Here is a 12,718-nt window from a genome sequence, read left to right as displayed (position 1 = left end):
CCATACCCGCCCGGGCGGCAGGTTGACTACATCGTTGACATCAGCGGCGGAGGCTCATCCGGCCCTGGCGACGAGGCGATCTGGGGTGTTGCCAACGATCTCAGGCACGGGCTCAGGCGCCCGCTGCGCGCATAGCGAAACCTCTCGGCGGCGCACTACTCCCGCGGATGATGAGGGGCGCGGGAACCGTCCCGTGATAGTCGACCATCGTTGTCCGGTCTCGCATCTGTCGCATGATGAGCTCGACGAGCTCCTTGCCGATTTCCTGGAACTCCTGCCGGACGGTCGTCAGCGGCGGCCAGAGATGCCTGGCGACCTCGATGTCGTCGAAGCCTACGACGCTCACGTCGTAGGGGACCTCTCGGCCGGCTTCGTGCAGCGAGTGGAGCAGCCCGCACGCCATCTCGTCGTTCGCCGCGAACACTGCGGTGACGTCGCTGCGCCCCGCCAGGCGTCGTCCGAGCTCGTAGCCGGAGTCCGCGGACCAGTCGCCCCTGAGGATGGCCGGTACTCTGCGGCGAGCGGTACGCAAGGTGTCCTTCCACGCCATGGCGCGCAGATCCGCGGGGCCGGAGTCACTGGGGCCGGCGATGTGGTGAACGGTTGTGTGCCCAAGGTCGAGAAGGTGCTGGACTGCGGCCCGGCTGCCTCCGACTTGGTCAGCACCGATGGCCGGGTGATGTCCGATGAAGCGAGAATCCGAGACTGCGACCGGCAAGGTTGATGGCAGTGCCAATGTCGCCGGCGTCGCGGTCTCGGCGCGGATGATGATCAGTCCGTCGATCGCTTGGTGACTCAGATGCTGTACTGCATCACGGACATCGCCCGGCGAGGGGCTCTGCACGTCGACCAGACTTACCGAGTATCCCTCCCGTCGCGCGGCCTCGATCACTGCTTCGATGGTCTTTGACTCGCCAGTGCGGATGACCTGGTGAGCGATCAGGCCGATCGAACGGAAGTTCCCGTGTCGGAGTGCTCGCGCCGCGAGGTTCGGCGCGTACCCAAGTTGGCCCATGGCATCGAGCACCCGTTCCCGCGTCTCAGGGCGCACCGGCTCCGAGCCGGTGGACACTCGAGACACCGTCTGAGCCGAGACTCCCGCCAACCGGGCCACGTCTCCGATGGAGGGGCCCGACTTTGGGTGGCCCTTCACGCCCCGGGGCTGTGGCCTAGTCTCGTTCGACATGAAGTCAGCATAGGTGGGGTATCCAGTCCACTCTCGCTGGAGAGTTTCTCGATGCCTCTCGACTCGACGGCCAGGCACAGCTTGGGTTCCCGAGGTATTGACAACCCTGTTGGCGCGCCCCACGATGTTTGCGTAAACGTTCGGTTCGTATTGGCAAAACTGACCGGAATGTTTACGTAACCAAGAATCGTCGTGAGGTGACCATGTCGGTGAGGCTGCCGTGATGCTGACGACAGGTGTCGTTGCAGTTCTGCCGCGGTCGCCGACTGGTCGACGCTGAGGTGCTCGTGCACCTCAGCGATCCCTTGCCCAGCCCGGTCGTCGCGCCCAGGCGTGCGAAGACGTGCCGTGCACCTGACGTTCACGTAAGGCGGAGACGTCCTCAAGAGGACGGATCCACCGGAACCAACACAACTACGTCCAGCGCCACCGAAGGGAGGTCCCACCGAAGCCGGGCGCCACAGGGCGCACGGCGATCCCCGGGGGCCGGACGGCGTCGTCGCTCTGCGATTCAGCGGTCCGTTGCGCTGCATTCGTTCACTGGAATTGAGGAAGGGAACCACGGTGAGTCATCAGTCCATACGTGACCGACGGCCGAGGGCTCGGTTCGTCAAAACAAGCATCGCGGCATTCTCAGGTTTGGTGATGACCGTGCCGCTGGCGTCCTTCGCACAGGCATCGGTCCCTGTCGATGGCACCGGACAGACGTTCGTCGTCGACAACTCGACCGGCAAGACCCAGGACGGCGCTCCGATGGCGTCGCCGGGCGTGAAGGTCGGGGACACCTACTACTCGATCGGTGGCAGCGCAATCGCTGCTTCGGCCGGGGGGTCGTCGAATCTGGTGCTGTACGGCGGCAAGAACTGGACGAACAAGAAACCGGTCCTGGACGCGAACGGCAAGGAGATCGTCATTGCCGGGCCGGACACGCACCTGACCGATCCGAACACCGGTGATGAGATCCACCCGTTCGCCAATGCGAAGACCGAGCGTGTTGCCTTCTCGCAGACACCGAACGGCAAGTTCATCGTATGGGTGCACTGGGAGATGAACGCCGACTACAACGCCTCCGAGACCCTCGGCCTGATTGCCGACCAGGTCACCGGGCCGTACCGGGTGTATCAGAACCATCAGCGCCCGGGGGCAAGCTCGGTGGACGCCGACGGGGGCCACAACGTCAAGAGCCTCGACGAGAGCGTCCTGCCTGCCGCAGACCTCAACACGGACAACGCCGACGCGTTCGGTGACAGGCAGGGCAAGCTCATCGCCGACCCGTACACAGTCGGGGCCGATGGCAACAAGCTCGAGAAGCCAGCACAGGCCAGCTACCCGGAGGCCATGAAGCTCTACAACACCAGCAACGGCGGCAGCCCGCAGGTCAGCGGCAGCAGCGTCAGCCCGGTGACGTGGGCGACCAAGGCCGGCTGGAACCTCTCGGGCGACGCGTCCTTCGGCACCGCCGCCACCGGCGGCGCCGGCAACTGGTGGACCTACCAGCTCAACGACCTCAAGGACCCGCTTTACCTCAACGCCCGTGCCGTGCGGATGACCGGATGGGACACCAGCGCCTGGACGGCTGCTCAGGCGAAGAAGGACCCGAACGGAAGCAACGGCAATCTGTCCACCGGCACGTATGTTCAGCGCTACCCGGCCGTGAAGACCGACAACCCGGCCGACGTAGGACGGTTCGCGGCAGGCGTCGACGGTGGCGGCTACGTGGGTAAGACGACAGACGGGGTCGATGCCGTCGTCTACCCGCAGGATGCTCCTCCTCCCGGCGGCGGCTCGGGTCCGTTGACCTTCACGAAGTGCGCCGGAGATGCGAACCTGTCCTACAACGTGTCCTACCAGGAGGGCACCTCCGGCAACCTCGTCTGTGACGGGATCGACACCGACTCGTCGCGATGGTCGACCTACCCGCAGGCGAATGCCGCGGCGACCTTCAAGTTCGGGCAGGGATACGTCAAGGGCGGCAAGACTACCGTGCACTTCTCGGAGCAGGCACCTGACGGAATTCTCGTCGAAGGGCTCACGGCAAGTGGTGAGTGGAAGCAGGTCGGCACCACGAGTGTCGCGAAGAAGCTCGGCACGTACGACGTCACCCTGGATCCCTCGATCGCCTTCGACCAGGCCCGGGTGACCATGCAGGGTCAGTGGATGAAGGCGGATGAGATCACCTTCTCGGGCGCCACGGCCATCGGTCCGGTGTCTGTTGCCGGCATCACCTACGGCGCCGATGCGACCTCGGTCCCCGGGTTCGACCCGTCGACGCTCACCTACAAGGTCACCGTCGCTGATTTGACGTCCATCGGTGAGGTCAAGGCAGTCAACCCGCAGGGCACGGCGACGGTCGATCAGCCGACGCAAGCCAACAACTATGTCGCGACGATCACCGTGAAAAGCGCCGACGGCTCCCTGGTGAAGACGTACACGGTCAGCTTCGCGAAGAAGGACGCCTCGGGTGCGGGCGCCTACGACCCGAACGTCAAGGACAGCATCTTCCCCGAGGTCGGTCCGATCGACGCCTCCACAACGATGAGCAACGTGGTGTCCTTCGACACCAGCAAGCCGTCTGACGGCTCCGACGCCGCCAAGCCCGCGGCTCCACTGCTCTCGCCCCAGCTGAGTGAGAACAACACCGACGGCGTCCTGGTGCTGCGCGGCAACTCTGACCCGCAGAAGGCGGACGCGATCTACGCGACGAACACGACCCCGGCTACGTACGACAGCACGATCTGGCTGACGAACGACGGCTCAGATCCCACCGACCCCAGCAACGCGAACCGCATTGCCTACAACTCACGGTGGAACCCGTATCCGATCGTTGTGACCCAGGGCAACAACGGCACTTCCCTGGTAGACGGGCAGTTCACGATCAAGGCTGCCGCTCAGACGGGCAGCACGGACACCGGCGACCTGAAGTACTCGGGCGTGGTCTCGCAGACCTTCCGGTACGCGAAGCAGGGAACGGCCGAATACGACAGCGTTCCGATCTTCAAGCCGGTGTCGTCGCATCCTGCCGGCAGCTACAAGAACTTCCCTGGCTACCAGGAGGTCAAGGTCTTCGAGCCGACGTACGGCACCGAGGTGTACTACACGATGGACGGCTCCACCCCGACCCCGGCTCGCTACGGTCAGAACCTCGGCTACGGCAGCCGCGACTACACGCTCATCAACGACACCGTTGCGTCCGGCGGCGACGGCAAGGCCTACTTCGTCACTGCGGCCGACGACCAGTTCATGCGTGTCTGGCAGCTCAACGACAACATGACCGCCGTCGTCAGTAACAAGGAGTACGACCTCGACATCGGCAAGCACCGCGAAGCGCCGCAGCTGATCCGAGGGCCTCACGGTACACATCTCTACATGCTGACGTCGGGCCAGTCGGGCTGGTACAAGAACCAGGCGCAGTACCAGCGGACGAAGGGCAACTTCATTTCGGACGGCTTCGACAACTCGAAGTTCCCACGCAACCAGTACGGTTACCGCGACGGCGGCGGCGCCTGGACCAATCTGCAGCCCTTCGCTGACGACACCACCTACAACAGTCAGGTCGGCGGCGTCTACAACCTGGGCACGAAGGACGAACCGAACTACTTGTTCAGCGGCAGCCACTGGGTCGTCGGCGATCTCGAGGACTCTTTCACGATCTGGTTGCCGCTGACGATCGACGATGACGCGGACGGCCCCGGCTCGCAGGCCTCGGACCAGCTGGTCAGCGTCGCTGGCGTCGGCGATCAAGGCAAACCCGCGACGTCGAGCTTCCCGGTGTATCAATCCGACAAGGGACGCGTCACTGTCAAGTACAGCGGCAAGGTGTTCATCACGCTGGACGCGGACGGTAAGGGCAAGGTCACCACGGACCCGACCGAGGAGAACATCAAGTTCGACGTCCCGAACACCTACGCCGACCTGCAGACGCCCGAGTTCAAGGCCAATCCCGACAACCACACACCGCGCGTCATCGGCTACCAGCAGGAGCAGCAGTACTCCCCGCAGCAATGCGACATCCCCAACACCGGCGGCTGGCAGACCTGCTACGACGGTACGTCCGGTACCAGCAAGGCGGACGCAGCCACCTGGACCACCGGGGCCGGCTACCTGCTAGGCACCGACGGGCAACCCCTCAAGGACGCCAACGGGAACCTCATCCGTGACCCGAGCCAGGTTGCTGACCAGTCGCTGATCAAGCGGTCGTCGCTGAAGGACGCAAATATCGTCCGCAACTACAGCATCAAGACCGCGTTCGACGGCAAGGACTGGGATCTGGACAACTACGACGGCAACGAGGAGCTGTACCAGGGCACCGGCAACAACATGTACATCACGCTGGACCTCGGACAGCAGCGCGACCTCAAGACGATCGGCCTGTCGTTCAAGTCGGTGGGTGGTTCCGACAACGCGCACCGCTACGGCATCTACGCCACGAACGACGTGGACGCCAACGGCAACCCGACCAACTGGCAGGCCATCGTCAACAACAAGCAGAACAACACCCCCGGTTTCCAGGGGCACAACCTGGACGGCGTCAGCTACCGCTACATCAAGTGGGAGAACAGCGATAACGTCGACATGGCGCACGGCAAGACTGGACAAGCCTGGTCGCGGGGCCTCTACGAGATGACAGTCAGCGCCACCAAGACCGTCAAGACCGGCCTGAACGTCACGGCGCTGGTGAACAACATCAACCAGGCCGAGGTCCTGGCAACCTTCTTCGACAGGTACACGGCGGCGAGTCTCCTGAAGCTGAACGATGCGCTCGTACCCGCACAGGATCTGTACAAAGCACTTCTGACGGAGGGGCAGGCCACCACACACACCCAGCGCGAAATCGACACGGCGAGCTCCAAGCTCGACGCAGCGATCAACGGACTGATCCCGAGGGGCTCGGTGCCATCGCTCGAATTCTCGGCACTGAACGCCGCGATCAAGGCCGGCGAAGCGAAGCTGGCCGACTCCTCGAACTACACGAAACCGTCGGTCAAGAAGCTGCAGTCGGCCGTCGACAAGGGCAAGGCGGTAGTCAAGACAGCCAAGAAGCAGAAGGACATCGATCGCGCCACCAAGGCCATCACCGACGCGATCGCTGCGCTCAAGGAGAAGCCCGGCGCGCCGGCCGCCATCGACACCACGAAGCTGGACGCGACCAACGCCGCAGCTCAGACGCAGACGCCCGCCGACTACACCGCAATCTCATGGCGACCGTTCGCTCTCGCCCTGGACCAGGCTCTAAAGGTCCAGAAGCACCCGCAGACACAACAACGGGCGGACACAGCCGCAGCCAACCTGCACGCAGCCGCAGCCAAGCTGGTCAAGGGAGGCAAGTAGCCCAGGACGCCCGTCAAGTTGACTAATTAGCTCCACAACTGGAAACCAGCGCTCGGCACCCGTGGCTCCCTCAAGCTCCGGGTGCCGACTGCTTTCACACCCACGCCGCGGCGCCACCCACCCGGAAGGCCGAATCAGAACCGGGTCTTGGAACACATCCAATGGGTGGTGCGAGTTCATGCTCGACACTCGCGCTGACGAGAAGGCTCCGTGGCGCGAGCACGCTGGCCGGCCTGGCGATCAAATGGGTTCGTGAGGAACCGTCGGTTCCTGCCAACCGACATCAAGCTGGTCGATTCGGTGCGCATCAATGCATTCGGTCCGCATCAATGCATTCGGTCCGCCTACGGGACGTCGTACGGCTCGCGGGGGTCTTCGGGTGGGATCTCGGTGACGGGGTCGCAGATGCAGGCGTCATCGACGAGCGTGGCTTGCCAGGCGACCATGTTGTGCCAGCTATCGACGGACAGTTTCGCGAGGCCTTGGTAGAGCGTCATGTCGAGCGAGAGGTGGCCTTTGGTGTCGATGGAGCCGGCGATTGGCAGGAGGCGTTTGAGCTTGGTGAAGCGGGACGGCCAGGGGATGTCGCAGTCGACCGATCCGGCTGCCTGGTTGGCGTTCGGGTCGTAGGACAGTTGCCGTTTGACCTTGCACTTGTTGGTGAGCTTGGCCGTGACGGTGGTGTCCGGTTTGCCGTCGGGGTCGACGTGGTCGGTGTTGGGCCCGGTGCTGAAGTTGAGGGCGATCAGGACGTCTTTGCCGTCGCCGCCGTTGAGGAAGTTCGACAGCGTCCGGATCGCGGTCGGCATCAGGATGTCGTTGCCTGGGCCGCCCCACATGAGTTCGCCGAGGGAGAGGGTGCCGCCGATGAGGACGTCGTCGCCGGTGTCGGCGTACCGGCCGTACAGGTCGTGGGTGTCGCCGTAGATCGTGTCGTACTCGCCGCGGAGGCTGGTGTTGCCGCCGTAGATGAGGTCGTTGCCGTCGTTGCCTTCGAGGGTGTCGACGCCGGGGCTTCCGTGGATCACGTCGTCGCCCGGTCCGCCCCAGATCAGGTCGTTGCCCCCGCCTCCGCTGATGGTGTCGTTGCCGCCCATGCCGCAGATCTCGTCGTCGCCCGCGGTCCCGTTGATGACGTCGTCGCCTTCGGTGCCGATGATCACGTGGCGGTTGTAGTTCTTCCAGTCCTTGTGTTGCTCGCACGGGCCGTACTGGTGATCGGTCGGCTGCTCGGTCTCGGCTCCTGTGGTCGGGGCCGGCGAGGTTCGGGGCGGGTTGAACGTGCCGCCGGTTGCTGGCGGTGTCCAGCCCGGATCGGTCGGCCTGGTCGTCGACGAGCTCGTGGCCGTGCCGGTCGTGTTGGGGGTTCCTGCCTTGGGGTTTGTCGGGCCGCAGGACGCGACCGCGGCTGCGAGGAGCAGCGCGGAGAGGACCCCGAGCAGTCGCAGTTTGTGCACCATCGCCCCGTTCGCCGGCCACTGCGCCGCAGCCTACCGTCGGTGACCAATCAGCTACAGGGCCCGCGCGGATGATCGGCTACCGTCGACCTATGAGCCGGCAGTACACCGTGACGGTGCCGCTGCGGACGTCGGGTCTCGACGACGCGGCGGCCGTACTGGCGCTGCAGAAAGCCCTGGCCGCGAACAGTGTCAGCGTTCCACGCGAGCCGTCCCTCAGCCGGCCCCTCGACGTGCCGGCCGGACACGAGGGGCCGGTGACGGCCTACCTCGAGCTGCACGCCGATACAAAGGCCGAGGTCGAGCGTTGCACGGCGGCGGTGCTGTCGACCCTCGGCAGTCAGGGCATCGTTGCTGTGGGGCCGCTCACGATCGTGTCGGTCAGCGTCTGACCAACCTGGCCACCTGCGCGACAGCACGGATCCGAAGGGCTCGATGCCCTGAGGACCCGATACTGCGCGGTTGAGGGGCTCGACGCCCCCTCAACCGTGGCCCCGCCCGACGAGTACGACACCGGGCACCGACCGATGGTTGGGGGAGTAGTGTCCGAAGCAGCAGGGCCGGGACGCTTCGGACGTCCCGGCCCTGCTGCTAACTGCTGATCGTCATTCGCGCCAAGCCGCGTTCATTGCCTCCCGGGCCGCGATCTCCTGGACGAGATCGGCCATGTGTGCGGACAGCAGTTGCGTGGCGCGGCCTGGCCGGGTGGCGGTGGCCGGGTGCCATGTCTGGTCGGGAGTGACCCTGTAGACGTCCGGGGTGAATGGGCTGGGTGCGGCGTGGAAGTAGCGGGTCGCGGCGCCCAGCAGGAACCCCAAGGCCGGGATGACGGTCAGGTCCTCGATCACGTGGATCATCAGGGCGTCTCGGGCGGGCAGCGCCGCGAGAACGCCGTACTTCGAGGCATCCACGTTCAGGCAGTTCTCCAAGACGTCGTCCAGAGTGAGCGCCTTGGACGCGGCCGACGGCGAACCGGTGACCACGGCGACCCGCATGTCGTCGTGATCGATGTACTCGACGTCGCAGGTCAGACCACGCAGGTTGGCCAGACCGAACCCTTCGGCAGCAGACCAGGTCAGGCCGAGGCCGGCCGGGGGGTCGAGGTACATCGTCACGCTGCTCTCGGATACGACCGAGGGAACCGACACCAGGCCGGGCACGAAGTCGGGACGGTCGGCCGTCCAGTCGGCGGGCAGCGCGGCGCGGGGGATGAGGCGCTGGATCAGCTGACGCTCGGGATCGGCCGGTGCCGCGGGCGCGCCTTGACGAAGCTGCTCCAAGACGACGGCGAAGTGCTCGACAACCAGGCCAGGCCAGTCCTTCTTGTCTTGGCTCGCGAGGGTCCGGGCCAGGTTGCTCAGGCCCAGAACCGGCCCGCCCTCGTCGGTCGTCTCGAGCGTGTGTCCTCCGTCCCAGGTGACCGCGATCCCGGCTGCAGCCACAGCGGCTGTGCTCAGGCGTACGAGCTCGGCGGACTGGTCGCGGTTCAGCGGGTAGATCTGGCCGGTTGTGGAAGTGGACATGAAGGTGCTCCTGACGCCGGATGGTGGGCCGTCGGACTGTGGTGCCCGACCGTTTCCCGCCCCCTCCTGGCGAGACGGAGTCCTGAGCCGTAAGCGGCCAGGGGTCCACCGGCGGCGACCGTGTGGGCTCCGCGGGAGCGCACCGGAGCGCAGCGTAGGAGCGTGGAGCGGAGAACACACGCCCGGGGAAGCAGCCGGTTGACCCCTGGCCGCGTCGGGTCATGATGGAGGAGCCAGGAGGGGGCGAAACAACGCTTCTCGCAGCGCCGACGACGTCGGCACGTCTAGCGGCCGTAGGCCGGCCCGATCGTGTCTCTGGACGGTTAGATCTGGTGCGGTGGCCGCCAGGCTCGGCCTCGGCCGCTGGCAGCCGGGTCGTCGTCGGGGTTCCAGTCTCCGCGGATCCTGGACTGCCGGGGCCGCAGGACCTCGCGGATGGCGTCGAGTTTCTGTTCGGGCGTCCTGTCGGGGTCGTCAAGTATGTGGTTGACCTCGGCACCTTTGTCGGCGTCGGTCATGCACGATCCACGGTGGGCGCCGGGGCGGGCTGGGGGAGTGGTGCGGGAGGTTTGAGGTTCTGGGCGGCAAGCTGCTTCCAGCTCGCGACGAGCTCGAGGAGTTCGTCGGGGTCGAACTCGTAGCGGCCGCGGGGATCTCTGCTCGACGGCACGAGCCCCTTGCGCGCCAGCGAGGCCAGCTGGCGTTTGGTGTAGCCGGTGATCCGGGACGCCTCGTCGGTGCCGATCCAGTGCGATGCGGGCTCCGGCGCGACCGATTCCGTGACGTGCCCGACGCCGTCGACGACCCACGCGTCGAGCATCGACTGAACGCTGGGACCGCGCCGCAGGCGCGTGTCGAGATCGTGGCTGAGTCCGGCGGGCATCTCCTGTTTCGGGAACAGGGCCGCGATCTCCTCGCGAGTCCGGAACTGCAGCGTGTCGACCGGGGTGCCTTCGAGCCTCTCGGTCAGTACGGCGGCACGTCTGCTCGCGGTCTCGTCGTCGGGGCGCAGGAGATGGGTCGAGACGGTGTACGAGCCGTTGACCAGCTGGTCGACCCAGCGCTGCATGATGCCTGCTGCCTGTTCGCCGGTGCCGGCGTAGTGGATCCAGGCGTCACCGTGCAGCAAGACGATCGGCTGGGACCAGTCCAGCCAGCCGTCGATCTCGGGATGCCGGCGGATCTCCTCGGGCTGCCCGAGGTCGGCGCTGATCACCCGGATCTGGTCAGGTTCGCCGACTTTGCGGAGGGCGCGGCTGTGGGCCGCGATGACCTGGTCGTCGGTCACGTAGAGCACCTTGCGGCGCGGGTGCCGCGGCAGCACGAGCTCGTGGGTGTCTTCCGCTGCGGCGGTCATGGGGTATCCGGGTCCGCAGTGGATCCACTGCCGCAGCCGGGCATCACGAGCGAGCCGGGCGACGGCCTGGGCCTGGCCGGCCTCGATGCGCCGAAACATCCGCCGCTGCTCGGGGAATTCTTTCTCGAGCTTCGCCACGAGCTCGCGCTCCACCGCCCGGGCGTCCTTTCCTCCGAGCGCGGCCTCGCGGAAGTGCGCCCAGTTCAGCCGATCGTCCTGGCCGCTGCCTTCCGCGCGCCTGCGCCGTGTGGGGGTGCTGGCCGGGGCCACGTGGTTCTCCTCTCGGACCGGACGGAGTCGGCCAATCGGGTGGGGAAACGGGGGTTGGGGAAGTGGTGCGGCGCGACGGACGCCGAGGCAGGTGCTCGTACGCCCGCCGCGCCGGCAGGGGAGGAGTCCTCGACCCTCGGGGGAGGGACCAGCTCGCCTTTGAGGGCTGGCTGGCCTGGGCCGAGGACCCCGGCAGGGGGAGGGACCGTGCTCAGCGGGTGAGGTGGCCACCGAGCCAGTTGGACGACTGCGGGTGAGGAGACCCGCCGATCCCGCCCCCGGTCTAGGTGCTGCCGGCGACCGCGACGGTGCCGACGGCCGGATCCGGATCGTTGGTGACCCTGCAGGCACGGAACTGGCGGCGCATCGCCGCCTCGAACCATGCGGCGTTGCTCGCGTCGACGGCGGGGTAGTCGATGAACGCGTGCTCGCCGAGCCACACCCGCACGCGGCGCCCGCCCCCAGCCCCAGCGCCGGCGCCGCCGGTTTCTACGGCGGTCGACATCAGCGGCCGGCCAGTTCGGCGTTGATCTCGCGCAGGATCTGCGCGTACGCGACGACGGACGTCGCGACCAGCGCGTAGAGCACGACCATCCACGCCGGCATCCCGGCAGCGTGGGCTGCCGTACGGCTGACGATCTCCCAGTAGAGCATGGTGTTTCTCCCCGTTGTCCGGCGAGCTGTTGCCTGCTCACCTCAAAGGCGGAATCTGGTCCTCACCACTTCGATACCGATCCTCGCGGCTCTACACGCATGCCCGACAGGACAGTCAACCCCCCGAAAAACCCCCCTTTTCCAGCCCTCCACGCTCCACCGGCTGTACGGATCGTGGTTTAGCGTTGACGGTGAGCGAAGACCCGGGGAGGGAATCCGATGCCTTCCGAAGTGGCAGTGCCGAACGTCCGGCTGCAGCGGCTGATCGCCGAGCAGGGATGGACCCAGGCGCGCGCCGCCGAGCTGATCAACGCCGAGTACGAGCGCATCACCGGCCGCCCCGGCCGCTACCGCGAGGAGCTCATCCGCCGCCTGGTCCGCGGCGAGGTGACCTGGCCGCACCGCCCGTACCGGGAAGCGATCTGCGCCGTGTTCGGCGTGACGCCACCCGAGGCCGGTTTCCGGCCGAAACGCTCCGGGCCACGCCCCGAGCTCGAGAGCGAAGCCGACGACGAGAATCTCCGCAGGGTCGAGTTCCTGCGCAGCCTGACCTCGACCCCGACCGCGGTCGGGCTTCCGCCGGCGATCGCCAGCACCAGGTCCCCAGGACCCGCGAACCCGGTCGTCCCGCAAAGGATCGGCCCCGAGGACGTCTATCAGGTCACCCAGCTGGCCAATGTGTTCCGGGCCGCCGATCACGCCGGGCACCCCGTCTCCAGTGTCGCGATGGCCGCGCAACTGCAGCACGCGTTGCGCCTGCTGGACGCCAAGGCCGACCGGGCGACCCAGACCGCGATGCAGGTCGCGGTCGGCCGCCTCGCGAACGTCATCGGCTGGTCGCAGTTCGACGCCGGCTGTCACGCCGAGGCCGACCAGTACTTCCGGGTCGGGCTTCGGTACGCCGAACAGGCAGGCGCCTGGTGGCTGCGCGCCGACGTACTGA

The 12,718-nt window shown here is 66.5% G+C and carries 9 protein-coding genes and 1 pseudogene; 3 read left to right on the top strand and 7 right to left on the bottom strand.

Annotated features, from left to right (window positions below; translation table 11 throughout):
* Window positions 1–112: 112 nt before the first annotated feature.
* Window positions 113–1,114: a LacI family DNA-binding transcriptional regulator gene (locus ACGFI6_RS40230; protein ID WP_393127972.1), complete on the bottom strand. Its 1,002-nt coding sequence runs from the start codon at window positions 1,112–1,114 to the stop codon at window positions 113–115.
* Between the two features lie 717 nt (window positions 1,115–1,831).
* Here ACGFI6_RS40230 and ACGFI6_RS40225 point away from each other — a divergent pair.
* Window positions 1,832–6,514 (top strand): hypothetical protein, encoded by a 4,683-nt coding sequence (locus ACGFI6_RS40225; RefSeq protein ID WP_393127971.1) that lies wholly within the window; start codon window positions 1,832–1,834, stop codon window positions 6,512–6,514.
* Window positions 6,515–6,858: 344 nt separating this feature from the next.
* Here the strand turns inward: ACGFI6_RS40225 and ACGFI6_RS40220 are convergent, their stop codons facing one another.
* Window positions 6,859–7,974, bottom strand: coding sequence for a calcium-binding protein (locus ACGFI6_RS40220; protein WP_393127970.1), 1,116 nt, complete (start codon window positions 7,972–7,974; stop codon window positions 6,859–6,861).
* 89 nt (window positions 7,975–8,063) lie between these two features.
* Here ACGFI6_RS40220 and ACGFI6_RS40215 point away from each other — a divergent pair, with 89 nt between their 5' ends.
* A complete protein-coding gene (locus ACGFI6_RS40215) occupies window positions 8,064–8,363 on the top strand; it encodes a hypothetical protein (RefSeq protein ID WP_393127969.1) in 300 nt (99 codons plus the stop codon).
* A 213-nt stretch (window positions 8,364–8,576) separates the two neighbouring features.
* Here ACGFI6_RS40215 and ACGFI6_RS40210 read toward each other — a convergent pair whose 3' ends face one another.
* From ACGFI6_RS40210 to ACGFI6_RS40190, 5 genes are all read right to left on the bottom strand, one after another.
* On the bottom strand, window positions 8,577–9,494 hold the full coding sequence (locus ACGFI6_RS40210; protein WP_393127968.1) for a hypothetical protein: 918 nt from the start codon (window positions 9,492–9,494) through the stop codon (window positions 8,577–8,579).
* Window positions 9,495–9,817: 323 nt separating this feature from the next.
* Window positions 9,818–10,012 (bottom strand): hypothetical protein, encoded by a 195-nt coding sequence (locus ACGFI6_RS40205; RefSeq protein WP_393127967.1) that lies wholly within the window; start codon window positions 10,010–10,012, stop codon window positions 9,818–9,820.
* Window positions 10,009–11,121 carry an SAM-dependent methyltransferase gene (locus tag ACGFI6_RS40200; protein ID WP_393127966.1) on the bottom strand — a complete coding sequence of 371 codons (1,113 nt, stop codon included), beginning with the start codon at window positions 11,119–11,121 and terminating at the stop codon, window positions 10,009–10,011. The genes ACGFI6_RS40205 and ACGFI6_RS40200 overlap by 4 nt, the downstream gene beginning before the upstream one ends.
* A gap of 283 nt (window positions 11,122–11,404) precedes the next feature.
* Window positions 11,405–11,569, bottom strand: a complete 165-nt coding sequence (locus ACGFI6_RS40195) for a hypothetical protein (protein WP_393127965.1) — start codon at window positions 11,567–11,569, stop codon at window positions 11,405–11,407.
* A gap of 56 nt (window positions 11,570–11,625) precedes the next feature.
* Window positions 11,626–11,775: a hypothetical protein gene (locus tag ACGFI6_RS40190; protein ID WP_393127964.1), complete on the bottom strand. Its 150-nt coding sequence runs from the start codon at window positions 11,773–11,775 to the stop codon at window positions 11,626–11,628.
* 219 nt (window positions 11,776–11,994) lie between these two features.
* Between ACGFI6_RS40190 and ACGFI6_RS40185 the strand changes: the two are divergent.
* Window positions 11,995–12,718, top strand: a pseudogene (locus tag ACGFI6_RS40185) (hypothetical protein); the annotation flags it as partial.

Origin of the sequence: Kribbella sp. NPDC048928 (assembly GCF_043197975.1) — a bacterium.
GTDB lineage: Bacteria > Actinomycetota > Actinomycetes > Propionibacteriales > Kribbellaceae > Kribbella.
Note: the sequence above shows the minus strand (reverse complement) of the source record. Positions and strands in the feature narration are given on the sequence as shown.

What these genes read in the sequence shown, in the direction of transcription:
- ACGFI6_RS40225 (WP_393127971.1), top strand. Translation starts at nt 1,832, where the DNA reads ATGACCGTGCCGCTGGCGTCCTTCGCACAGGCATCGGTCCCTGTCGAT.
- ACGFI6_RS40220 (WP_393127970.1), bottom strand. Translation starts at nt 7,974, where the DNA reads ATGGTGCACAAACTGCGACTGCTCGGGGTCCTCTCCGCGCTGCTCCTC.
- ACGFI6_RS40215 (WP_393127969.1), top strand. Translation starts at nt 8,064, where the DNA reads ATGAGCCGGCAGTACACCGTGACGGTGCCGCTGCGGACGTCGGGTCTC.
- ACGFI6_RS40210 (WP_393127968.1), bottom strand. Translation starts at nt 9,494, where the DNA reads ATGTCCACTTCCACAACCGGCCAGATCTACCCGCTGAACCGCGACCAG.
- ACGFI6_RS40205 (WP_393127967.1), bottom strand. Translation starts at nt 10,012, where the DNA reads ATGACCGACGCCGACAAAGGTGCCGAGGTCAACCACATACTTGACGAC.
- ACGFI6_RS40190 (WP_393127964.1), bottom strand. Translation starts at nt 11,775, where the DNA reads ATGCTCTACTGGGAGATCGTCAGCCGTACGGCAGCCCACGCTGCCGGG.